This is a genomic window from Leucobacter tenebrionis, from assembly GCF_019884725.1.
GTDB lineage: Bacteria > Actinomycetota > Actinomycetes > Actinomycetales > Microbacteriaceae > Leucobacter > Leucobacter tenebrionis.
This window is the reverse complement of sequence record NZ_CP082322.1, coordinates 2,188,366-2,210,237: the sequence shown is the minus strand read 5'-3', so window position 1 is coordinate 2,210,237 and position 21,872 is coordinate 2,188,366. Positions and strand designations below refer to the sequence as shown.

The 21,872-nt window shown below is 68.5% G+C and carries 20 protein-coding genes; 9 read left to right on the top strand and 11 right to left on the bottom strand.

The genetic code is table 11. From position 1 onward, the window contains the following. Positions 1 to 104 precede the first annotated feature (104 nt). Complete coding sequence (locus KVY00_RS10275) at positions 105 to 1,718, bottom strand: helix-turn-helix transcriptional regulator (protein WP_223042871.1); 1,614 nt, start codon at positions 1,716 to 1,718, stop codon at positions 105 to 107. Positions 1,719 to 1,955: 237 nt separating this feature from the next. Between KVY00_RS10275 and KVY00_RS10270 the strand changes: the two genes are divergently transcribed. Next, positions 1,956 to 2,837 (top strand): 3-methyladenine DNA glycosylase, encoded by an 882-nt coding sequence (locus KVY00_RS10270; protein ID WP_223045276.1) that lies wholly within the window; start codon positions 1,956 to 1,958, stop codon positions 2,835 to 2,837. On the opposite strand, the gene KVY00_RS10265 is transcribed toward KVY00_RS10270, so the two are convergent. The 5 genes from KVY00_RS10265 to KVY00_RS10245 form a co-directional block, all read right to left on the bottom strand. Next, positions 2,824 to 3,894: an Rv2578c family radical SAM protein gene (locus KVY00_RS10265; protein WP_223042870.1), complete on the bottom strand. Its 1,071-nt coding sequence runs from the start codon at positions 3,892 to 3,894 to the stop codon at positions 2,824 to 2,826. The genes KVY00_RS10270 and KVY00_RS10265 overlap by 14 nt on opposite strands. 154 nt (positions 3,895 to 4,048) lie before the next feature. Further along, positions 4,049 to 4,348: a chorismate mutase gene (locus KVY00_RS10260; protein WP_223042869.1), complete on the bottom strand. Its 300-nt coding sequence runs from the start codon at positions 4,346 to 4,348 to the stop codon at positions 4,049 to 4,051. A 158-nt stretch (positions 4,349 to 4,506) separates the two neighbouring features. Next, positions 4,507 to 5,793 carry an adenylosuccinate synthase gene (locus KVY00_RS10255; protein WP_223042868.1) on the bottom strand — a complete coding sequence of 429 codons (1,287 nt, stop codon included), beginning with the start codon at positions 5,791 to 5,793 and terminating at the stop codon, positions 4,507 to 4,509. A 57-nt stretch (positions 5,794 to 5,850) separates the two neighbouring features. After that, positions 5,851 to 6,261, bottom strand: coding sequence for a DUF3151 domain-containing protein (locus KVY00_RS10250; RefSeq protein WP_223042867.1), 411 nt, complete (start codon positions 6,259 to 6,261; stop codon positions 5,851 to 5,853). A gap of 18 nt (positions 6,262 to 6,279) precedes the next feature. Further along, complete coding sequence (locus KVY00_RS10245; RefSeq protein WP_223042866.1) at positions 6,280 to 6,768, bottom strand: YajQ family cyclic di-GMP-binding protein; 489 nt, start codon at positions 6,766 to 6,768, stop codon at positions 6,280 to 6,282. Between the two features lie 245 nt (positions 6,769 to 7,013). Between KVY00_RS10245 and KVY00_RS10240 the strand changes: the two genes are divergently transcribed. The 3 genes from KVY00_RS10240 to KVY00_RS10230 all read left to right on the top strand — a co-directional run bounded on the left by KVY00_RS10240 (position 7,014) and on the right by KVY00_RS10230 (position 10,420). Next, positions 7,014 to 8,420 carry a dicarboxylate/amino acid:cation symporter gene (locus KVY00_RS10240; protein WP_223045275.1) on the top strand — a complete coding sequence of 469 codons (1,407 nt, stop codon included), beginning with the start codon at positions 7,014 to 7,016 and terminating at the stop codon, positions 8,418 to 8,420. A gap of 253 nt (positions 8,421 to 8,673) precedes the next feature. Continuing rightward, positions 8,674 to 9,105: a YciI family protein gene (locus KVY00_RS10235; protein ID WP_223042865.1), complete on the top strand. Its 432-nt coding sequence runs from the start codon at positions 8,674 to 8,676 to the stop codon at positions 9,103 to 9,105. Positions 9,106 to 9,112: 7 nt separating this feature from the next. Continuing rightward, entirely contained in the window at positions 9,113 to 10,420 is a 1,308-nt protein-coding gene (locus KVY00_RS10230) for an RNA polymerase sigma factor (RefSeq protein ID WP_223042864.1), read from the top strand. Positions 10,421 to 10,577: 157 nt separating this feature from the next. Here the strand turns inward: KVY00_RS10230 and KVY00_RS10225 are convergent, their stop codons facing one another. Then, positions 10,578 to 11,489: a LysR family transcriptional regulator gene (locus KVY00_RS10225; RefSeq protein ID WP_223042863.1), complete on the bottom strand. Its 912-nt coding sequence runs from the start codon at positions 11,487 to 11,489 to the stop codon at positions 10,578 to 10,580. Positions 11,490 to 11,597: 108 nt separating this feature from the next. On the opposite strand from KVY00_RS10225, the gene KVY00_RS10220 reads away from it, so the two are divergent. Both KVY00_RS10220 and KVY00_RS10215 read left to right on the top strand, forming a co-directional pair. Next, a complete protein-coding gene (locus tag KVY00_RS10220) occupies positions 11,598 to 12,620 on the top strand; it encodes an MBL fold metallo-hydrolase (protein ID WP_223042862.1) in 1,023 nt (340 codons plus the stop codon). A gap of 26 nt (positions 12,621 to 12,646) precedes the next feature. Next, positions 12,647 to 13,999 (top strand): MFS transporter, encoded by a 1,353-nt coding sequence (locus tag KVY00_RS10215; RefSeq protein WP_223042861.1) that lies wholly within the window; start codon positions 12,647 to 12,649, stop codon positions 13,997 to 13,999. Positions 14,000 to 14,138: 139 nt separating this feature from the next. Here the strand turns inward: KVY00_RS10215 and KVY00_RS10210 are convergent, their stop codons facing one another. From KVY00_RS10210 to KVY00_RS10195, 4 genes are all read right to left on the bottom strand, one after another. After that, positions 14,139 to 14,852 (bottom strand): hypothetical protein, encoded by a 714-nt coding sequence (locus tag KVY00_RS10210; protein WP_223042860.1) that lies wholly within the window; start codon positions 14,850 to 14,852, stop codon positions 14,139 to 14,141. Then, positions 14,849 to 15,793 carry an ABC transporter ATP-binding protein gene (locus tag KVY00_RS10205; RefSeq protein ID WP_223042859.1) on the bottom strand — a complete coding sequence of 315 codons (945 nt, stop codon included), beginning with the start codon at positions 15,791 to 15,793 and terminating at the stop codon, positions 14,849 to 14,851. Before KVY00_RS10205 ends, KVY00_RS10210 begins: the two co-directional genes overlap by 4 nt. Then, positions 15,790 to 16,257 (bottom strand): GntR family transcriptional regulator, encoded by a 468-nt coding sequence (locus tag KVY00_RS10200; protein ID WP_223042858.1) that lies wholly within the window; start codon positions 16,255 to 16,257, stop codon positions 15,790 to 15,792. The genes KVY00_RS10205 and KVY00_RS10200 overlap by 4 nt, the downstream gene beginning before the upstream one ends. Before the next feature lie 178 nt (positions 16,258 to 16,435). Continuing rightward, positions 16,436 to 17,455, bottom strand: a complete 1,020-nt coding sequence (locus KVY00_RS10195; protein WP_255572593.1) for a LacI family DNA-binding transcriptional regulator — start codon at positions 17,453 to 17,455, stop codon at positions 16,436 to 16,438. A gap of 281 nt (positions 17,456 to 17,736) precedes the next feature. Between KVY00_RS10195 and KVY00_RS10190 the strand changes: the two genes are divergently transcribed. From KVY00_RS10190 to KVY00_RS10180, 3 genes are all read left to right on the top strand, one after another. Continuing rightward, complete coding sequence (locus KVY00_RS10190) at positions 17,737 to 19,038, top strand: oligosaccharide MFS transporter (RefSeq protein ID WP_223042857.1); 1,302 nt, start codon at positions 17,737 to 17,739, stop codon at positions 19,036 to 19,038. 127 nt (positions 19,039 to 19,165) lie between these two features. Continuing rightward, positions 19,166 to 20,614 (top strand): glycoside hydrolase family 32 protein, encoded by a 1,449-nt coding sequence (locus KVY00_RS10185; protein ID WP_223042856.1) that lies wholly within the window; start codon positions 19,166 to 19,168, stop codon positions 20,612 to 20,614. Then, positions 20,611 to 21,507, top strand: coding sequence for a carbohydrate kinase family protein (locus tag KVY00_RS10180; protein WP_223042855.1), 897 nt, complete (start codon positions 20,611 to 20,613; stop codon positions 21,505 to 21,507). Before KVY00_RS10185 ends, KVY00_RS10180 begins: the two co-directional genes overlap by 4 nt. Positions 21,508 to 21,872: the final 365 nt, after the last annotated feature.

The window sequence follows — 21,872 nt, the reverse complement described above, 5'->3', positions numbered from 1 at the left end:
AAGCCCGGATTCCCACGCTAGACAGGAAAATCATCCGGTGCCCGCGCAAAAGGGTGAGATCGGGGGTGAGATCGTAGGCGGGAGGGCGGCGGCGTAGCAACGCCTCAGAGCAGGCCCCGGCGCTCTCCCTCGAGCACGGCACCGGTGCGTGAGCGCACGCCGAGCTTGCGATACAGCGAGCGCAGGTGCGTCTTGAGCGTATTCATCGAGATGAACTCCGCCTGCGCTATCTGCTCACGCGACCGACCCGCCGCTAATTCTCCCAGTATCTCCAGCTCCCGCTCCGTGAGTACCGGCCGCACGTCGAACGAGAACCGTTCCGCCCAGCCGGGTAACGAGGGCCAGGCTGCGAAACGGGTTTCGGCGAACGCACGTACCTCACTCGTGAATGCCGCGAGTTCGCGAGGCCTCGGTCCGCCCGGTAAGCGGAGAACGAACCCCAGAACCTCGGCGCATTCCTCTTCCTCGCCGAGGGCGAGATGGCTGCCGGCGAGCACCGAGAGGCGGTACACATCCAGCATGCGCAATCCACGTGTCTCTTGCCGCAGCCCTGCAACGCGCTGCTGCGCTTCACGTGGACGACCGGACAGGAGATCCTGCACCGCTATCGCCAGCCTCGTCACCACCAGGTCGCCGTCGGCCTCAGCAAGGTTCTCTCTGGCCTCCTCGAGATTGCCCGACGCGAGCGCGTTTGCGTATCGGCATAGCGCGAACGCACTGCCGTTGAACCCCTCGCCCAGCACTCGCGGCAGCGCGAGGGTATCGAACAGCGCGAATCGAGCGTCGCTTTCCTCGACGCGCCCTGCGTCGGCGAGGAGTTGCTGCACGGCCACGATGTAGAAGGGCCAGAGCTCGCCGAAGTCTCGCATCGGCACACGGTCGAGCAGGCCAAGCGCGTCATCCGGAGTCTCCGACAGCACGAAGGTTTCGACCAACCGCTGAGCCGCATCGTTCGCCGCCTCGACCCAGCTCTCAGTACGGATGACGTCCTCGGCTTCGACCAGCAGGGCCCGAGCACGTTCGACATCCCCGTAGAGCACCTCGATGATCGCGGACTTCAGGCAGGCGTCTCGCACGAGGAATCCGTGTTCCGGAGCGTACCGCTGCATCCGAGCGCGCGTGAAGCTCGCGAGCGCCGCGGAGAGATCACCGGCCAGCATAGCTGTGATGCCGTGCTGCACCGCGATGAACAGAGTCCAGCCACGACTGCGGTCGAGCACCGTCTCCATGCTTCCCAGGTGCTGTTCGAGTGCCCCGATCACGCGCATGGCCTGCTTCGGTCGACCCTCGAGCCTCAGAGTGAACATGTGCAGCAACTGCACGAGGCTCGTCACCGGTACGCCCTGCTCACCACCCGAACGGCGCAATTGTTCGATCAGGCTGGAATCCATCCCCAGCGCTCCGCCCATCTCGACGACTGCGGCATCGGCATCGAGGGAGCGCTCAGGAACCGCATCGCGGGATCCGTCATCGCCCCCGCTCCTCTTCGACAGCATCAGCGCGAGGATTTGCAGCAAGGCGCCGGGGGGCTCATCGCTCCGCGAGAGATCGCTGACGATCTCCGCGAAGCGCTCCGGAGCAAGCCCGAACCAGCCGGCAATCAAATTGCGCTCGAGCAGTTCCCTCGCTCGGGCGTATCGGCCGTGCGTATATGCATAGTCGATCTCACCGACGACGCGGGCGAGCGGCGTACGGTCGGTGGCTCGGCGCCCGATCATTGGAGGTTCCTCGCGTTGCGCCGCAGCGTCCCGCCTATCAGACAAGCGCTGCCCCTTTCCGCACGCCGAAGCACACGCTCCTGGCGATAACCCGCTCGACGCCCGCGGATTCCGACGATCCGCCCCCGCTTGATTGTAGGCAGTGCGATCGATCCCCGTCGAGTCCCACCTCGCACAGACCGCCTCTCCAGTCTGCCCGGAGACTCGAACCGGTCGAGCGGGTACACTCGGCGGGTGATGCTCACCGAAGCCGCCTGGCGACTCCGCGAGGCCGACCACCAGCGCCGGGCCGACGCCCTCACCGCTGCGCATCGCGAGCGCAAGCAGCGGGGCGAGAAGCATCCGGTCGAGGACTTCCTCTGGACCTACTACTCGGTGAAGCCGAGCGAACTGCGGCGCTGGCATCCGGGCACCGGGGTGCTCGAGGGGGCGGCGGATCGGGCGTCGTGGAAGTACTACCGCGTTCACGGCGAGCACGACGCGACCATCGACCTCGACGCCTTCTTCGCGCGACGCGGCGGCACCGTCGATTACGTCGACGATCTGCTGCGCAGCACCCTCGACCACGCGCCCCGCTTCGGATGCTTCGGCCTCCACGAGTGGGCGATGGTCTACCGCATGACCCCGGAGCAGCTGCGGCACACGTCCCTCCCGCTGCGCATCGGGCACGAGGCCACCGACCGTGTCGTCGAGAGCCACCCCATCGGATGCACGCACTTCGACGCCTTCCGGTTCTTCACCCCCTCGGCGGCGCCGCTCAACGCACTGCAACCGACGCGGGAGACGCAGCCCGAGTTGGAGCAGTCGGGCTGCCTGCACGCGGGCATGGACGTCTACAAGTGGGCCGCCAAACTCGGCCCGATCATCCCCGGCGAGCTGCTGCTCGACTGCTTCGAGCTCGCGCGCGATATCCGCGAGGTCGACATGCAGGCCTCGCCGTACGACGTGACCGGCTTCTTCGGGGCCGACGGTTCGCCGCTCACGCCGATCGCGATCGAGACGGCGGAGGGCAAGCGCGAGTACGTGCGCAGGCAGCGCGTCTTCGCCGAGCGGGGCGACGCGCTGCGCCGACGGGTGCTCGCGGCGATCAGCGCCGCTCGGGCGGCTAGAAGAGCGTAGGCGCGGGAGCGCCTGGCGCATCGAGGGCCGCGAACTCGACGGGTCGGCGGGCAGCCTCGCGGCCGAGCTCCTCAGCTGTGCTGCGCCTCTCGCGCTCGAGGCCGAAGCGCCGGATCAACGGGCGGATCCGCGCCGCCAGTTCCATGCGGTACGCCTGCGGGGCACGACTCGCGCTGCCCGGGTAGAGCCTCCGGTACGCGGGCAGGAGCTCCGGGTACTCCCGTTCGAGCCAGGCGAAGAACCAGGGCTTCACGTGCGACCTGAGGTGGAGCGCGCCGTAGAGCACCGAACTCGCTCCGGCGTCGCGGATGTCCCGCAGGAGTCCGTTCAGGTGCGCCGCCGAATCCGTGAGGTGCGGCAGGACCGGCATCAGGAAGACATCCACCTCGAAGCCCGCCTCGCGCGCCGCGGCGACCGTGTCGAGCCGGGCGCGGGTCGTGGGAGTGCCCGGCTCGATCGACTGCTGCAGTTCGGGATCGCCGACCGCGATCGACATCGCGAGCGCGATGGGCACCCGATGCCTGGCCTCGGCGAGCAGGGGCAGGTCGCGGCGCAGGAGAGTGCCCTTGGTGAGGATCGACATCGGCGTGCCGCTGCGGGCGAGCGCCTCGATGATGCCCGGCATCAGGCGATAGCGCCCCTCGGCGCGCTGATAGGGGTCCGTGTTCGTGCCGAGTGCCACCCGTTCCCGCTCCCAGGAGGGCCTCGCGAGTTCGCGCCCGAGCACCTCGGCCACGTTGACCTTCACCACGACCTGCGAGTCGAAGTCGCGCCCGGCGTCGAACTCGAGATAACGATGGGAACCGCGGGCGAAACAATAAACGCACGCGTGCGAGCATCCGCGGTAGGGATTGATGGTCCAGGAGAACGGCATCGACGACTGGCCCGGCACCTTGTTCAGCGCGCTCTTCGCGATCACCTCGTGGAAGACGAGGCCGGCGAACTCGGGGGCGCGCACGGTGCGCAGGTGCCCGGGCACGGCGGCGACCTCGCCGAGCTCGAGCCCGGGGAGGGCCTCCTCGGCGGTCGCGTCTCGGCGCTGTCCGCTCCATCTCATGGATTCATTCGAACATATGTTCGAATGAATCGCAAGCGTGAGCGCGTGGAGGGACGACCTCTATTCAACGCGGAAGATCCGGCGTATCCCGAACCAGAACTCGCGAGCTGATTCGGGATACGCCGGATCTTCGGCGCAGTGCGGGCGCGGGCTGCTACTCCGAGTCCTCGGCGATCCGCGTGTGGTGGTGGATCACCTCGGCGACGACGAAGTTGAACCACTTCTCGGCGAACTCGGGGTCGAGGTTGGCCTCCTCGGCAAGCGAGCGCAGCCGCGCGATCTGGCGCGCCTCGCGGGCCGGATCCGAGGGGGGCATGTCATGTGCGGCTTTCAGATGGCCGACCTCTTGCGTGCAGCGGAAGCGCTCGGCCAGCATGTGCACGAGCGCGGCGTCGATGTTGTCGATGCTGGATCGCAGTGCGGCCAGTCGGGTCTCGGGCGTCTCTTGGCTCATGGTTCCTATTCGCTTTCGTCATCCGGCGCGAAGCCGCAGGATCTCACGTTCTCAGCGGCGGGTTCTGCGACTCGCTGCGACGCGGTGGCGCCGCCGCGGAATGCGCGAAACGCTGCACGTTTCACTCCAAGCATTCCACGCACGCAGCAGGACCGCGATCAGTCGAGCAGATCGTGGCGCACCACGACCTGCTCGCGCTCGGGGCCCACCCCGATCGCGGAGATGCGCGATCCGCTCATCGCCTCGAGGGCGAGGATGTAATCCTGCGCGTTCTTCGGCAGGTCCTCGAAGCGACGCGCCCCCGAGATGTCCTCGGACCAGCCGGGGAACTCCTCGTAGATCGGCTTCGCGTGGTGGAAATCGCTCTGATTGACGGGCATCTCGTCGTGGCGCACGCCGTTCACGTCGTAGGCGACGCAGACGGGAATGGTCTCGAGCCCCGAGAGCACGTCGAGCTTGGTGAGCACGAAGTCGGTGACGCCGTTGATGCGGGCGGCGTAACGCGCGATGGGGGCGTCGTACCAGCCGCACCGGCGCGGGCGCCCCGTGGTCGTGCCGTACTCGTGGCCGACGCTCGCCAGGTGCTCGCCGAACTCGTCGAAGAGCTCCGTGGGGAACGGCCCGGCGCCGACGCGGGTCGTGTAGGCCTTGACGACCGAGATGACGCGGTCGAGCTGGTGGGGCGGCAGCCCCGATCCGGTGCTCGCGCCGCCGGCCGTCGCGTTCGAGGAGGTCACGAACGGGTAGGTGCCGTGGTCGATGTCGAGCATGGTCGCCTGGCCGGCCTCGAACAGCACGGTCTTGTCGGCCTGCATGGCCTCGTGCAGCAGCAGCCCGGTATCGCACACCATCGGCTCGAGCATCTCGCGGAAGCTCAGCAGGTCGGCGATCACCTCGTCGGCCTCGATGGCGCGTCGGTTGTAGATCTTGACGAGCACCTGGTTCTTGAACTCGAGCGCCGCCTCCACCTTCTGGCGGAGGATGCTCTCGTCGAAGAGATCCTGGATGCGGATGCCGACGCGGTTGATCTTGTCGGCGTAGGCCGGGCCGATCCCGCGGCCCGTCGTGCCGATCTGTCGCTTGCCGAGGAAGCGCTCGGTGACCTTGTCGAGGGTGCGGTGGTAGGCGGTGATGACGTGCGCATTCGCGCTCACCTTCAGCCTCGACACATCGACGCCGCGGCTGCTGAGCGCGTCGAGCTCCTGCTTCAGCACGCCGAGATCGATGACCACGCCGTTGCCGATCACCGGCACGACGCCGGGCGTCAGGATGCCCGATGGGAGCAGGTGCAGCGCGTACTTCTCGTCGCCGACGACGACGGTGTGGCCGGCGTTGTTGCCGCCGTTGAACTTGACGACGTATTCGACGCGACTGCCGAGCAGATCGGTCGCGCGCCCCTTCCCCTCGTCGCCCCACTGGGCACCGGTGATCAGTACAGCGGGCATCTCAGCCCCTTCCTTACAACTGGTCAGTTACCGGCCCAGTCTACCCGGCGCGGGTCGTCACCCCTCGATCGCGGCGATCGCTCCGGGGTCGGCGCCGTTCAGGAACTCGGTGAGTCGCTCGACCTCACCCTGCTCGCCGATGCGGCCGGCAGCCCGGCGGAGCGCGTAGAGCGCGCGCAGCACACCGCGATTGGGCTCGTGCGACCACGGCACCGGACCGGCGCCGCGCCAGCCCGCCTTGCGGAGCGCGTCGAGGCCGCGGTGGTAACCGACGCGCGCGAAGGCGTAGGCCTCGATCTCGTCACCGGCCGCATCGGCGCGGTCGGCGAGGATCGCCCACGCGAGCGGCGATTCGGGGTGCTCGCGCACGACGGATTCGGGATCCGCGCCCGGCTGCGACGCGGTCGCCGCTGCGGGATCCTCGCTCAAGAGGGTCGGCTCGGGGCCGAGCAGGTTCTCGCCGATCATGTTGCGCCTTTCGAGAACTCAGCGGAAGTTGACGAACTGCAGCGCGACATCCACGTCGGCGCCCTTGAGGAGCGCCATGGTCGCCTGAAGGTCGTCGCGGCTCTTCGAGCTGACCCGCAGCTCATCGCCCTGGATCTGCGACTTCACGCTCTTGGGGCCCTCATCGCGGATCAGCTTGTTCAGCTTCTTCGCGGTCGGCTGATCGATGCCCTCCTTGAGCTTGCAGTCGATGCGGTACTCCTTGCCGCTCGCGTAGGGCTCGCCGCTGTCGAGCGCCTTCAGAGAGAGCCCCCGCTTGATGAACTTCGACTGCAGCACGTCGAGCACCGCGTTCGCGCGCTCCTCGGTGTTCGCCTTGATCTGGATGCTCTCGCCCGAGAGCGTCACGTCCGCGCCAACACCCTTGAAGTCGTAGCGCTGCTCGACCTCCTTGCGGGCCTGGTTGACCGCGTTCTCGACCTCCATCGAGTCGATCTTGCTCACCACGTCAAACGAAGAATCTGCCATAGGCACCAGGATACCGGCCCTCGACGCGACCGCCCAGCAGGACGACATATGCAACGTTTCACAATACGTGGAATAACTCTCGCGAATACATTGCTACACTCATCTGCGGCCCGGGCTTCACGCCCGCATGCACTCCGCGGATCCGCCCCCTACCGGCCGATCCCGCGCTCACCCAGCGAAAGGAACACCTCGTCGTGTCGACAACAACGGCCGCCCCCGAAACGCGGCGGCGCCTCCCCAAGTGGATGACCTCCTTCGGCTGGCAGATCCTCGCCGGCCTCGTACTCGGTCTCGTGCTCGGCGGCATCGCCATGTCGCTCGGCGCAGACGCCGAGGACAACAAGAACGGCCTCCACGCCACCCTCGCCACGATCGGCAGCAGCTACGTCTCGCTGCTGCGCGCCGCGGTCGTGCCGCTCATCTTCACCGCGATCGTGTCGAGCATCGTCGGCCTCCGCCAGGTCACGAACGCGGCCCGCCTCGCCGGCCAGACCCTGCTCTGGTTCGCGATCACCGCGCTCATCGCGGTCTCCATCGGCATCGTGCTCGGCGTGGTCTTCCAGCCCGGCACCACCGCCTCGCAGTCCGAGCTCAAGCCCGAGGACCCCTACACGGTGGGCACGTGGTGGAACTTCCTCACCGGCCTCGTACCCGCGAACTTCCTCGGCCTGGGCGTGAGCGTCTCCACCGACGAGGCGACCGGCACGGTCTCCGCGAGCCCCAGCTTCAACGTGCTGCAGATCATCGTGATCTCGGCCGCCGTCGGCATCGCCGCGCTCAAGATCGGCGAGAAGGCCGAGCCCTTCATCCGGCTGACCGAGTCCGCGCTCTCCATCATCCAGAAGGTGCTGTGGTGGATCATCCGCATCGCCCCGATCGGCACCGTCGGCCTCATCGGCAACGCCGTCGCCGAGTACGGCTGGGACAAGATGGGGTCGCTCACCTGGTTCGTCGCGGTGCTGTACCTGGGCCTCGCGCTGGTGCTGTTCGTGGTGTACCCGATCCTCGTCAAGACCCACGGTCTCTCGGTAAAGCAGTACTTCTCGGGGGTCTGGCCCGCGGTGCAGCTCGGCTTCGTGAGCCGCTCATCGATCGGCACCCTGCCCCTCACGCAGCGCGTCACCGAGCGCAACCTCGGCGTGCCCCGCGGCTACGCCTCGTTCGCGGTGCCGCTCGGAGCCACGACCAAGATGGACGGCTGCGCCGCGATCTACCCGGCCGTCGCAGCGATCTTCATCGCCCAGTTCTTCGGCATCGACCTCACGCTCGTGCAGTACCTGCTCATCGTGATCGTCTCGGTCGTGGGCTCGGCGGCGACCGCGGGCACCACCGGCGCGACCGTCATGCTGACCCTGACGCTGTCGACGCTGGGCCTGCCCCTCGAGGGCGTCGGCCTGCTGCTCGCCGTCGATCCGATCATCGACATGGGCCGCACCGCGGTCAACGTCGCGGGCCAGGCGCTCGTGCCCACGATCGTGGCGAAGCGCGAGGGGATCCTCGACACCGACCTCTACAATGCGCCGCGCCAGGGCGTCGCGTTCAACGACGACGAGGCCGGCGACACGCGGGCCCCCGAGTCGGCGCAGGCGGGCGCCGCCGAGGGGCCCTCGGCTGACGAGATCCGGGATCCGGAGCCCGCGGCCCGCCAGTAACCGGCCCGGCCTGCCGGCCTGTTCCCAACGCGGAGTCCGATTCTGCGGCTTCCCCTCACCGGGATGCAGCAGAATCGGACTCCGCGTTCGCATTGGGCGCGGAAGTTGGCTCGGGATCGGAGCGAAACGAGCACCCTACACAAGGCTCAGGATTTTTTCGAGAAAGTTTTCGGCTCGTGTCGATCTCCGCTGTTCCCATTCGACGTCTTCAATGACAGGGTCGAAACAGCCCTCGAATCGAATGGAGAACATCATGAAGTACATGCTCATCATGCGCGCGACCGACGAGGCCCTCGAGGCATCGCAAAACATCCCGCTCGAGGAGATGCTCGAGTCCATGGGCCGCTACAACGAGTCGCTCGTGAAGGCCGGCGTCATGGCCGGCGGCGACGGGCTCACCCCGCCCGAGGAAGGCTTCGTGGTCGACTTCTCGGCCGATCCGCCCCTCGTCACCGACGGCCCCTACGGCGAGACGAAGGAGCTGTTCAACGGCTTCTGGATCCTCGACGTGTCCTCGCGCGAGGAGGCTGCGGAGTGGGCCAAGCGCTGCCCGCTCGGCCCGGGGAGCAAGCTCGAGGTGCGCCGCATCCACGGGCCCGAGGACTTCCCGCAGGACAACGAGTGGGTGCAGAAGGAGCAGCAGTGGATCGCCGAGGCCGAGGCGAAGGCTCAGGGCGAGCAGTAGGGGCGGCATGACCGTCGACAGCAGCGGCGCGGGGCTGGGACCGGACAGGCTTCCGGATCCCGCCCCCGCCCGGCGCGCGGTCGCCGCGGTCTGGCGCATCGAGTCCGCGCGGATCGTCGCGACCCTCACGCGCGCCGTCGGTGACTTCGGTTTGGCCGAGGACCTCGCGCAGGAGGCGCTGGCCGACGCACTCGCGCAGTGGCCCGACTCCGGGGTACCCCGCAATCCGGCGGCCTGGCTCACCGCGGTCGCGAAGCGCAGGGCGGTGGATCACTGGCGTCGCGCCGAGCGCTACGACGCGCGGATCGCCGCGATGATGCGGGATCTGGAGCAGGAGCAGGATCTCGGCACCGGCGGCGATGCGCCGTGGGATCCGGATCGCATCGACGACGAGGTGCTCGGCCTCGTCTTCGTCGCATGCCACCCCGTGCTCTCGCAGCAGGCCCGCGTCGCCCTCACCCTGCGCGTCGTCGGCGGCCTCGGCAGCGAGGAGATCGCGCGGGCGTTCCTCGTGCCGACCGCAACCGTTCAGCAGCGCATCGTGCGGGCGAAGAAGACGCTCGCGGCGGCGCGGGTGCCGTTCGAGGTTCCGGATCGCGCGGAGTTCCCCGAGCGGCTCGCCGGCGTGCTGAGCGTGCTCTACCTCATATTCAACGAGGGGCACACCGCGAGCTCGGGAGACGAATGGATGCGCCCGGAGCTGGCCCGCGAGGCGATCCGGCTGGCGCGGGTACTGGTGGGGCTCGTGCCGCGGGAGCCGGAGGCGCTGGGCCTGCTCGCGCTGATGGAGCTGACTGCGGCGCGCTTCCCGGCCAGGGTGACCGCGAGCGGCGAGCCGATACAGCTGGACCGGCAGGATCGCACCCGCTGGGATCGCGACGCGATCGCGCGGGGCCGAGCCGCCCTCGAGCGCGTCGACGCGCTCGGACGAGGGCGCGGCCCCTACGCGCTGCAGGCCTCGATCGCCGAGTGCCACGCGATCGCCCCGTCGATCGACGACACTGACTGGGAGCGCATCGTGGTGCTCTACGAGGCGCTGGGCCGTGTCGCCCCGTCGCCCGTGGTCGAGCTGAACCGCGCCGGAGCGGTGGCGATGGCCGCGGGGCCGGAGGCGGCGCTGCCGATCCTGGACCGGCTCGAGGCCTCCGGTGAGCTGCGGGGCTACCACCTGCTGCCGGCGATGCGCGCCGACCTCCTGCGCCGCTCGGGCCGCGAACGGCTCGCTCGCGAGGCCTTCGCCGAGGCGGCCGCACTCACGGGCAACGCGCGCGAGCGGGCGCTGCTGGAGGCGAAGGCCGCCGGGGAGCCTGGGTGAGGCTCGAGGTGCCCGTACCCACCCTGCGGTGCGCGCGGAAACGCGGAGTCCCGAATGGCTGCTTCCGGAATCCGGGAAGCAGCCATTCGGGACTCCGCGTTGGTCGTCAGGGGAGGATGCGGGCTGAGGGGCTCCGCGATCCCGCGCTACCGCACCCTCACCCGAGCGCTTCGAGCACCGAATCTTTCATCAGCAGATCCTGCAGCGCCTGCAGTCTCGCGGTCATCCGCTGTCCCTTGGGGGTCGCGAGCACCACCTCGTTCGGGGCGATCGGGTCGGCGAGCGGCACGTAGGCGACGCGGCCGCCGTCGAAGCTCTCCAGCGAGATCGGACGGCCGCTGAACACCGAGTATCCGAGCCCTCGGGCGACCATCGCACGCACGGTCTCCGGGTTCGAGAACGCCCAGCCCCGCTTCGGAGAGACGTCGGCCTCCTCGAGCAAGCGCTCGATCACACCACGCGATCCCTCCGGGTTCACCAGCAGCAGCGGTTCGCTCGCGAGATCCTGCAGGGCGACGCGGTCTCTGCCTGCCAACGGGTGGTCCGCGGCGAGTACGGCGTAGGGCACCACCTCGCGCACGGTCCTCGAATCGAGATCCGACTCGAGTTGGCGGCGGTAGAGCAGACATGCGTCGGCCTCGCCCCTCAGCACCATGCGCTCCACGTCGGAGGCGAGCCCATCCACCAGATCGAGATCGACGAGAGGATGCTCCGCTCGGAAGGCCTCGGCGAGCGCTGGCAGCACCCGGGGCGACAGCGCGCTCGTGCAGGCGACCCGCAGCGGCCCGGCAGCCTCGCTCGCCTCCGCCGCGGCGAGGAGTTCGAGCTCTCGCGCGTCGCTGAGCATGCGGCGGGCGATGGGCAGCGCACGCTCCCCGCTCTTCGTGAGGCGCACACCCTTCGCCGTTCGCCGCACGAACAGCTGGATGCCGAGACCCCGCTCGAGTTCGTTGAGCGCAGTCGACACCGCTGCCTGGGAGGCCGAGCAACGCAGCGCAGCCGCGCTCACGGTGCCGGTGTCAGCCGCCGCCACGAAGTACTCGAGCTGACGAAGAGTCGCCGTATTCATAAACAAAACCTGATCTATGGATTAATTTTATTCATTTTACATAAGGTTGCTTCCTGCCCACACTTGAAGAGTTCTCAACCTCACGTCCGGTTCCGAAGGAGCAGCCCCGTGTCCTCAATCCCCAAGATCGTCACCCTCGGCACGGCCGGCGGACCCCGCTGGTGGACGCCGCTCACCGCGGAGTCGCGCTTCGGCATCTCGACAGCGGTCGTCGTCGGGGACCGCAGCTACCTCGTCGATGTCGGGCTCGGTGCGGGGCGCCAGTTCACCCGAGCGGGTCTCGAGATGGATTCGCTCGGCGGCGTCTTCCTCACCCACCTCCACTCCGACCACACGACCGACCTCGTCAACCTCGCACTCTTCGGCATGTTCGGCTTCACCCGCGAGCGCACCCCGGTGCCGATCATCGGCCCGGGGAACCGCGGCATGCTTCCTCCGGTCTCCCCCCGAGCCACCGGTCCGGTCGAACCGGTCTCCCCCTCCCTCCCCACACCCGGCACGGCAGATATGTTCCGCCTCCTCATGGAGGCTCACGCGACCGACCTCAACGACCGGGTGCTCGACGCTCTTCGTCCGTCCCCGCTCGATCTGTTCCGAGCCCAGGACATCGAGATCCCCGAGGGCATCGGATACCACCCCAACGACAACATGACGCCCGACATGGCGCCGTTCACCGTGTTCGAGGATGATCGCGTGCGAGTCGACGCGATCCTCGTGGAGCACCCGCCCATCGCCCCGGCCTTCGCGTACCGCTTCACCACCGATGAGGGGTCGGTCGCGATCTCGGGGGATACCGCGAAGACCGCCAACATGGCGCGCCTCGCCGAGAACGTGGACCTGCTGCTGCACGAGGCCATCAGCTTCGAATGGGTCGAGGAACTGTACGGCGGCAGCGCCGACAGCACCGGTCAGGCCTCGAAGGATCACCACTACAAGTCGCACACCTCAGTCGCGGAGGCGGCCGACATCGCGCTCGAGGCGGGTGCCCGCCGGCTCGCGATCCACCACCTCGTTCCCGGCCACCTGCCCATCGAGGCCTGGCGCCGCACCGCGGCGCACGCAGCCGTCGACGTACTGATCCCGAACGACCTCGACGTCATCGAATTCGCCCGGACCGCCTCCTCCATCTGAACGCCCGCACACGAAAGAAGTCAAAGATGACTACCCCATCCTCGGACCCCGCCCTCGACCACTCCCCCACGGTCTCGTCGACCACCAACAGCGACGGCACGCAGATCTCGATGACGACGAAGGACATGCGTCGCGTCATCGCTTCGAGCTTCATGGGCTCGATGATCGAGTTCTACGACTTCATCCTCTACGCCACCGCGGCGAGCATCGTCTTCGGCAAGGTGTTCTTCTCGAATCTGCCGCCGGGATTCGACGTGCTCGCATCGTTCGCGACCTTCGCGGTCGGCTACCTCGCCCGCCCGCTCGGCGGGATCGTCTTCGGCCACTTCGGCGACAAGTACGGGCGTAAGAACGTGCTGATCCTCTCGATGCTCATGATGGGCATCGCCTCGATCGTCATGGGCCTGCTCCCGTCGACGGCGACGATCGGCATCGCCGCCCCCGTCATCCTGGTGCTCCTGCGCATCGTGCAGGGCGTCTCCGTCGGCGGCGAATGGGGAGGCGCCGTGCTCATCGCACTGGAGCACGCCCCGAAGAAGAGCCGAGGGCTCGCCGCAGGGCTCGCGAACGCCGGAGGACCGGTCGGAGCCGTGCTGGCGACCCTCATGCTCGGGCTCTTCTCCAACCTGCCGGAGGACCAGTTCCTCGCCTGGGGCTGGCGCGTGCCCTTCCTGCTGAGCGTGGTGCTGCTCGTCGTCGGGCTCGTCATCCGCCTCCGCGTCGCGGAGACCCCGATGTTCCAGAAGCTCGAGGAGGAGGGCGCGAAGAAGCGCGCACCCATCGTCGACGTGCTGCGCCATCACTGGCGCACCGTGCTCGTGGCGCTCGTGGCCGTGCTCGCGTTCACCGCCACGCAGGGGCTCATGACCGTGTGGGGCGTCTCGGAATCCGTCGCCGCGGGCGCCGATCCGACCGGGGTGCTGAACTGGAAGGCCGTCGGCGCGGTCACGACCGTCGTCATCGCGATCTTCGCGGCCAGGCTCAGCGACAGGCTCGGTCGCCGCACCGTCATCATCGCGGGCTGCGCCCTCGGCGTGGTGCTCGCCTTCCCCATCATCTCCCTGCTGCAGACCGGCACGGTCTGGGGATTCGCGGTCGCGATCATCCTCGGCAACGGCTTCGTGCAGGGCATCGTCTACGGCCCGATGGCCGCGTTCGTCGCGGAGCAGTTCCCGACACAACTCCGCTTCACGGGAGCCTCCGCCGCATACCAGACGGCGTCGACGCTCGGCGCGGGCTTCTCGCCGATCATCGCGACGAGCCTCGTCATCGGGATGTCGGCCACCTGGCCCGTGGCGGTCTTCTGGATCGCGGTGCTCGTACTCGCGGCGCTCGCGGTCTTGATCACCCCCGAGGGCAAGGACCGGAAGATCCACTGAGCCTGGCGGCGCGGTGCGCGCGGAAACGCGGAAACGCGGAGTCCCGAATGGCTGCTTCCGGAATCCGGGAAGCAGCCATTCGGGACTCCGCGTTGGTCGTCAGAGAAGGATGCGGGCTGAGGGGCTCCGCGATCCCGCGCTACCGCACCGACGCGCGGCGCATCGCGAACCAGGTGCCGACGAGCGCGACCAGCATGATCACGACCGAGACGAGGCCGACCCGCCCGAAGCTCAGGCCCGCGAAGATCTCTCCGAGTCGCGGTGCGATCGCGAGCAGCGTCAGAGCGAGAACGAGGCCGAGGGCGAGGCCCATGATGAGCGGCCCCTTCGGCCCGAAGCGCACCCACACCGCACCGAACACCCCGCCGATGGTGAGGAAGAACAGCGTGCCGACGAAGGCCGCGCCGAACAGAATGGCGGGGTTGCCCTCGCCGAGCACGTAGGTGTCGAGCACGTAGATGCCCATGAACCAGTGGTTCGTCACGAGCTCCACCCCGAGCAGCACGAGCAGCAGCACCGCTACGTACAGCGACTGCACCGCGTTCGCGAGCACCGTCCCCAGAATGAAGTTGCGGCGCGTCGCCCCGAGCGCGAGGCCGAAGGGATAGGTCGTGGCCACGGCCTGCACGCCGTAGTAGACGAGGAAGCCGGGCAGCGACCAGAGCACCGACGAGTTGTAGCGGGCACTCGCGATGTATTCGGCCGAGTGCACGTCGAGACTGCCGGCGCGCTGGATCGCGAGCTGGATGACGATCGACACCACCATCACGATGGCGAGGATCAGCGGCGGTGTCATGGCATAGGTGCCCAGCTTGTTGAGGTGCAGCCTGGTCACCTTGACGATGCGGTTCATGATGCGCTCCTTCCGGTGAGCGGCGAGACGGTGGCGAGTTCGGGATCGGCCCCTGCTTCGGCGTCCGCGAGATCTCCGAGCCCGTAGGCGGCGACGAGGTCCTGCAGCGAGACCGGCGTGATCTCGAGGCCGTCGGCTGCGGCCGCGCCGCGATCCGCGTCCCCGAGCACACCCTCGATGACGGCGGTGCCGAGGCCGCCGATGGTGCGGCGGGACAGGGCTCGGCGATCCCGAGCGAACTCCTCCACCGCGGCGGCCTTGCCGGCCACCTGATAGGCCCCGCCCCGAAGTTCGTCGACGTCGGCGTGCCGCACGACACGGCCCTGGTCGAGCACGATGACGCGCTCGAGCAGGCGGTCCATCTCGTCGATGAGGTGCGTCGACAGGATGATCGTGCGCGGATGCGCGGAGTAGTCGCGCAGCAGCTCATCGTAGAAGATGCCGCGGGCGGTGGCGTCGAGGCCCAGGTAGGGCTCGTCGAAGAAGGTGATGGGCGAGCGCGAGGCGAGACCGAGCACGATGCCGAGTGCCGAGAGCTGGCCGCGCGAGAACTTCTTCACGACGGGCTTCGTCGGGATGCGGAACAGGTCGATCAGCCGGTCAGCGACCTCCTGCGACCAGTTGGGGTAGAAGATCGCCGCCGCCCGCACGGCGTGCTTCAGCTTGTAGTCGTCCGGGTAGCGCTGGTTGTCACGCACGAAGCACATCTGCTCGATGATGTCGGCGTGCTCGAACGGGGCGCGGCCGTTCACGCTGACGGTGCCGGCGCTGGGGCGATCCTGCGCGGTGATGAGTGACATGAGCGTCGTCTTGCCGGCGCCGTTGCGCCCGAGCAGGCCCGTGATGACGCCGGGTTCGATGTCGAGGGTGACGTCTTCGAGCGCGGTCGCGCCCCGGTAGCGGCGGGTGAGGCCGCGCGTCTGAATGGCTGGTGCGGTCATTGTTCTTCCTTCGCTTGCTGCGCCGCGGGGTGCGCGACGACTTGCGGCTCGGTTTGCTGCTCTGCTCGCCGCTCTGCTTGCGGCTGGGTGGCCTCCGGACCCGCCTGCGGATCGGCCTGCTGCTCGATGAGCCCGACGACGTCGCGGGCGTCGAGGCCGAGATTGCGGGCCTCGGCGAGCAGCGGCACGATGAATCGCTGCACGAACGCCTGCTGGCGCTCGCCGGCGATGAGGGATCGGGCTCCGGGGGCGACGAACATGCCGATGCCGCGGCGCTTGTAGAGCACGCCGCGCTCGACGAGCAGGTTCAGCCCCTTGCCCGCGGTGGCCGGGTTGATGCGCAGGTGCGCGGCGAGCTCGTTGGTGGAGGGCACCTGCTCCTCCTCGGCGTAAACCCCCCGCAGCACGTCGTCGGCGATGCGGTCGGCGAGCTGCTGGAAGATCGGGCGCGTGTCGTCGAACACCGGCGCCTCCGTTCTCTGAGGGGCGGGGTCGGATTCGGGATCCTCACCACGCTTCCCTGGTTCATTACTTCACTAATGAACCTACGAGCCGCCGGAGCGATTGTCAACCCTTGAGCACCGGACAGCGTCCAAAACCTCCCGGCTGGAGGGGGAGCTACACAGCAGCGCTGCTGTGCAACTAGAGCGCCCGCACCGATCCGCGCTCGATGAGGGGCATCGGCAACCGCACGCTCTCGGCGCGCCGATCCCCGAGCAGCATCTCGACGCCCAGCCGACCCATCTCCTCATAGGGCAGGCGAGCGGTCGTGAGCCCCGGCCTGAGGTACGCGGCGAGCTCCTCGTCGTCGAAGGAGACGATCGAGAGGTCGTCGGGGATGCGCAGCCCCCGTTCGGCGGCAGCCTGGTAGATGCCGAACGCCACGTTGTCGTTGCCCGCGATGATCGCCGTCAGTTCGGGGCGCTCGTCGAGCAGGCGCCCGCCGTACTCGTACCCGACCTCCGGCGACCACCCGGGGACCTCGACCCGCGCCGACTCGAGCCCCTCTCCCGCGAGCGCGGAGGCGATGCCGTCGAAGCGGTCGCGGATCGTCGCCGAAGCGGCGAGCGCGGTCATCTCATCGGGGAGCTCGCCCACGATGCCGATCCGGCGATGCCCCCGCGCCACGAGATGCCGGGCCACCGTCTCCCCCGCCAGCTGCTCGGCCGGCAGCACGCAGGGGCGGCCGTCGGGGGACGCCCCGTTGACCAGCACGATCGGCAGCGGCCCCGGCGTCGGCGGCACCTCGATGACCCGGGCGGCCATGAGGCCGATGAGCAGGCCGTCGACCCGGCGATCCACCATCTCCTCGACAGCCTCCGACAGCCCGCCGCCCCGACCGGTCTCGCTCATGAGCACCGTGCGGCCGTGGGCGCGCGCAGCCTCGAGCACGCCCCCGATCATGGCGGAGGCGTAGCGCGTGAGCGTCACCTGATCGGAGACGAACCCGATCGTGCGGGTCTTCCCCAGCCTCAGGCTCTGGGCCGCCGGGTTGGGCCGATAGCCCAGCTCGGCGGCGGCGGCGCGAACCCGCTCGACCGCCTCGGCGGAGAGGCGGGAGCCGGGGCGATCGTTCAGGATCAGGCTGACGGCGGCCGGAGACATCTCCGCCCGGCGCGCGACATCGGCGAGTGTGGGGCGGCGGGACGAGGCTTCGGCCACGGCTTCTCCTCACTCCGATGGGCGCCCGGTGCGGCGCTGCCTCCAAGGTACCGGCGCTGCCACCACGATACCGAGGGCTTGAGCACGGAGCGAGCCGGCGTGAGGGCCGGACGGCAGGTCGCTCCCTCGGACAGCACGCCCGCGAAAACATTGACCGCCCGCGCGCCGGTGTGCTACTTTTCCCATGCTAAATCCTTTTAGCACCGATACAACCCGATTTTGCACGTCCCACCCGAGCAGCGTCGCCCGGATCGGACCGGAGACCGACGGAGGTCCACACCGTGGCAATCAACACGCGCCTGTTCAGGAACGGCGCCTATCTGCAGAGCTCGACAACGCTGTTCGTATTCTTCGCCGGGTGGGGCATCTGGTGGTCGTTCTTCGCGGTCTGGCTCGACAAGGGCCTCGGCCTGAGCGGCGGGCAGATCGGCACCGTCTACTCGGTCAACTCGCTCACGACGATCGCCGTCATGTTCCTCTATGGCATGGTGCAGGATCGCCTGAGCCTCAGGCGGCACCTGGTCATCCTGTCGTCGGCCGTGATGGCGAGCCTCGCGCCGTTCGTGCTGTTCGTCTACCAGCCGCTGCTGCAGAACGAGGGTACGTTCTACGCCGGCGTCGCGGCCGGCGCGATCTTCCTGCCCTTCGGCTACACCGCCGCGGTCGGTCTGCTCGAGGCGTTCTCGGAGCGCATGAGCCGCACCTACGGCTTCGAGTACGGGCAGGCCCGCGGCTGGGGCTCGCTCGGCTACGGCATCGCCGCGCTCTTCACCGGCTTCATCTTCACGATCAACCCCGCGATCAACTTCTTCCTCGGCTCGGCCCTGGGCATCATCTGCCTGCTCGTGCAGATCTTCTGGAAGACCGACCACGTGCCCCTCGCGCCCGGCCATGTGTCGCACCCGTCAACACCGGGCCTGCGCGAGATGGCTTCCGTGCTGAAGATGAAGAACCTGTGGGTGGTCATCGGCTTCGTGATCTTCAGCTGGACCTTCTACAACCTCTACGACAACCAGATGTTCCCGAACTTCTACGCCGGCCTGTTCGAGAACGAGGACGTCGGCATCCACACCTACGGCGTGCTGAACTCGGTGCAGGTGTTCGCCGAGGCGGGCTGCATGATGCTCGTCCCGATCCTCATGAGGCGGGTCGGTGTGCGCAACATCCTGCTCCTCGGCGTCTCCGTCATGTGCCTGCGCATCCTCGGCTCGGCCGTCTTCACCGACCCGATCATCGTGTCGATCGTGAAGATGTTCCACGCCATCGAGGTGCCCCTGTTCATCCTCGGCATTTTCCGCTACCTCACCCTGCACTTCAACGCGGCGCTCTCGGCCACGCTGTACCTGGTCGGTTTCGAGGTCTCGGCCCAGCTGGGCAATACGATCTTCGCGATCCCCTTCGGGTACATCCGCGACGCGCTCGGGTTCCAGCCCACGTTCTTCGTGATCGCCGGCGTGGTCGCGTGCGCGGGTATCTGGGCGTTCTTCGCGCTGAAGAAGGACGATCAGGACGTCGAGGGCGATCCGTTCATCCGCACCGGTCGCTCGGGTGTGACCGGTGTCGTCAAGACGGTGCAACAATAGCGTGAGCCTCACCACCGCGACGGAGACTCCCGCCCGCGCCGCGCTCAGGCGCACGCCGGCGGGGGTCTCTTCGCGTGCAGTAGAAGTCGGCTCGCTCCTCCAAACGCCCGATCCAGAACCCGGAGACATGAACAGCCTGCACTTCGCTCCCCGTCGCAACTGGACGAACGATCCGAACGGCCTGGTCTTCCACAAGGGCCGCTATCACCTCTACTTCCAGCACAATCCGATCGGCATCGACCACCGCAATATGAGCTGGGGGCACGCGTCGAGCCCCGACCTGGTCCACTGGGAGGAGCACCCGGTCGCGATCGAGTTCGACGAGGCCGAGGAGATCTTCTCGGGTTCGATCGTCGTCGACGCCGAGAACACCTCCGGCCTCGGCACGGTCGCGGATCCCGCGCTCATCGCGATCTACACCTCGGAGGCGAGGGATCGCGATCACGAGGCGCAGTCCCTCGCGTTCAGCCTGGACGACGGCATGACGTGGACCAAGTACGCGGGCAACCCGGTGCTGGATCGGTCGTCGGCGCACTTCCGCGACCCGAAGGTGATCCGCTGGGAGGGCCGCGAGGAGTCGTACTGGGTGATGCTGGCCGTGGAGGCCGAGGATCGCCAGGTGCTGTTCTACCGCTCGGACGACCTGCTGACCTGGACGCACCTGTCGTCGTTCGGCCCGCAGGGCGCCGTCGGCGGGGTCTGGGAGTGCCCGGATCTGTTCCCGCTGCGAGTCGAGGGCACGGACGAGACCCACTGGGTGCTGCTCGTGAGCCTCAATCCGGGCGGGATCGCCGGCGGCTCGGGCACGCAGTACTTCGTCGGCGATTTCGACGGCCGGGTGTTCACCCCGCACGAGCGCTTCCCCGAGGTCCTGCCCGACGACGAGGCCGGCATGCGCTCGCTCGACTGGCTCGACTACGGCCGCGACTGCTACGCCGGCGTGAGTTTCGCCGGGCTGCCCGAGGATCGCCGCACCCTGATCGCCTGGATGAGCAACTGGGACTACGCTCGCGTCTTCCCGGTCGACCCCGAGCGCCCCGCACGCGGGCGGTTCACGCTGCCGCGCCGACTGTCGCTCGTGGCCGGCGACGCTCGCCCGCGGCTGCGCCAGACCCCGGTCGCACCCGCGGTGCGCGAGGTCGCCCGCTTCGAGGATCTCGAGGTGTCGACTCCCGTCTCGATCCCCACCCCGGTCGGGCAGCGCGTCGAGCTCGCCGTCGCCCTTCGCGATACTGCGGGTTTCTCGATCCGCCTGGAGGGGGACGAGGATCGCGCGCTCGAGATCTCCTACGACGTCGCGGCGCAGCAGCTCAGCTGCGACCGCCGCGGATCCTCCGCCGGCTTCCCCGAGGGGTTCGCGAGCGTGCAGCGGATGCCGGTCGCGGCGGACTCCGAGCTCAGCCTCACCCTGTGGCTCGACGAGAGCTCGGTGGAGATCTACGCCGAGGGCGGGGCACGAGTGCTGACCGACCTCGTCGGCGTGCTGCGGGCGCCGACCATGCGGGTCGCCAGCGGCAGCGGCAGCGGCAGCGGCGCGATGATCCGGCGCCTGATCATCTCCGAGGTCGCGGAATGACGGATCGAACGGCCCGCGGACCCGCCGCCCTCGTGGTCGGCGAGGCCCTCATCGACATCGTGGAACACGACGGGGCCGTCGAGGAGCACGTCGGCGGCAGCCCCGCCAACGTCGCCATCGGCCTCGCGCGCCTGGAGCACCCCGTTCGGCTGCTCACGCGACTCGGCGCCGACGAGCGCGCCCGCCGGATCGCGGACGCACTCGGGCGAGAGGGGGTCGAACTGCTGAAGCAGAGCCGGGGCGACGGCGCCACCTCGACGGCGCGCGCCCGGATCTCGGCCGACGGCAGCGCGGAGTACACCTTCGACATCGACTGGCGGTTGCAGCCGTGCGATCCGGGCCCCGTGGCCCTCGTGCACACGGGGTCGATCGCGCTCTTCCTGGAACCGGGCGGATCGCAGGTGCTCGAACTGCTCGAGAGTCTCGCGGGTTCCGCCCTCGTCACGCTCGACCCGAACATCCGGCCCTCGCTGCTCGGCGGTCACGCCGAGGCGCTGCGCCGATTCGAGCGCGCGGCCGCGACGGCCGACCTCGTGAAGCTCAGCGATGAGGACGCCGAATGGCTCTACCCGACCTTCCCCCTCGAGGAGATCGCCGAGCGAGTGCGACGGCTCGGGCCGAGCGTCGCCGTGATCACGCTCGGGGGCGAGGGAGCGCTGGCCTCATCCTCGGCGGGCACGGTGCACGTGCCGGCGCGTCCGATCAAGGTGGTCGATACGATCAGCGCCGGGGACTCGTTCATGGCGAGTCTCGCGTCGAGTCTGCTCGAGCGCGGCCTCGCCAAGGTGACCGCAACGCTGCCCGAGGTGCTGGATCGCGCCGCCCACGCGGCGGCGATCGCGGTCTCGGTCGCCGGAGCGAACCCGCCGCTCCGGGCGCAGCTCGAGGCGTAGGCATAACCGCACTCCCGCCACCCCGCACTCCCGCCACCCTGCGCGCCCTCGTCATCCTGCGCGACGGAGGAGTCGCAGGATCCGTTCACCGCTGTAGACCTCCCGCACAGTTGTAGATCTCTCGCGCGGTCCGGGAGGTCTACAACCGTGCGAGAGGTCTACGTCGGCGGTGGGCAGGACAACGACTCTGCAATACCAGGAGCGAATTACACCGGTGTAATTATCCACAGGCAAGGGTGTGCACTGTGGGGAACAGGGCGCCCGGATCGGCGGCAGGCCCGCCCCGGTACCCGTTTTACCGCGAAATCACGCCCCTCCCGGCTTTCCACAGGGGTGAATTACATCGGTGTAATTATCCACAGGTA

Excerpts from the sequence above, each read along its gene's own strand:
- KVY00_RS10185 (WP_223042856.1), top strand. The coding sequence starts at position 19,166 with ATGAACAGCCTGCACTTCGCTCCCCGTCGCAACTGGACGAACGATCCG.
- KVY00_RS10215 (WP_223042861.1), top strand. The coding sequence starts at position 12,647 with ATGACTACCCCATCCTCGGACCCCGCCCTCGACCACTCCCCCACGGTC.
- KVY00_RS10180 (WP_223042855.1), top strand. The coding sequence starts at position 20,611 with ATGACGGATCGAACGGCCCGCGGACCCGCCGCCCTCGTGGTCGGCGAG.
- KVY00_RS10270 (WP_223045276.1), top strand. The coding sequence starts at position 1,956 with ATGCTCACCGAAGCCGCCTGGCGACTCCGCGAGGCCGACCACCAGCGC.
- KVY00_RS10265 (WP_223042870.1), bottom strand. The coding sequence starts at position 3,894 with ATGAGATGGAGCGGACAGCGCCGAGACGCGACCGCCGAGGAGGCCCTC.
- KVY00_RS10240 (WP_223045275.1), top strand. The coding sequence starts at position 7,014 with ATGACCTCCTTCGGCTGGCAGATCCTCGCCGGCCTCGTACTCGGTCTC.
- KVY00_RS10225 (WP_223042863.1), bottom strand. The coding sequence starts at position 11,489 with ATGAATACGGCGACTCTTCGTCAGCTCGAGTACTTCGTGGCGGCGGCT.
- KVY00_RS10260 (WP_223042869.1), bottom strand. The coding sequence starts at position 4,348 with ATGAGCCAAGAGACGCCCGAGACCCGACTGGCCGCACTGCGATCCAGC.
- KVY00_RS10205 (WP_223042859.1), bottom strand. The coding sequence starts at position 15,793 with ATGACCGCACCAGCCATTCAGACGCGCGGCCTCACCCGCCGCTACCGG.
- KVY00_RS10245 (WP_223042866.1), bottom strand. The coding sequence starts at position 6,768 with ATGGCAGATTCTTCGTTTGACGTGGTGAGCAAGATCGACTCGATGGAG.
- KVY00_RS10275 (WP_223042871.1), bottom strand. The coding sequence starts at position 1,718 with ATGATCGGGCGCCGAGCCACCGACCGTACGCCGCTCGCCCGCGTCGTC.
- KVY00_RS10255 (WP_223042868.1), bottom strand. The coding sequence starts at position 5,793 with ATGCCCGCTGTACTGATCACCGGTGCCCAGTGGGGCGACGAGGGGAAG.
- KVY00_RS10250 (WP_223042867.1), bottom strand. The coding sequence starts at position 6,261 with ATGATCGGCGAGAACCTGCTCGGCCCCGAGCCGACCCTCTTGAGCGAG.
- KVY00_RS10230 (WP_223042864.1), top strand. The coding sequence starts at position 9,113 with ATGACCGTCGACAGCAGCGGCGCGGGGCTGGGACCGGACAGGCTTCCG.
- KVY00_RS10235 (WP_223042865.1), top strand. The coding sequence starts at position 8,674 with ATGAAGTACATGCTCATCATGCGCGCGACCGACGAGGCCCTCGAGGCA.
- KVY00_RS10210 (WP_223042860.1), bottom strand. The coding sequence starts at position 14,852 with ATGAACCGCATCGTCAAGGTGACCAGGCTGCACCTCAACAAGCTGGGC.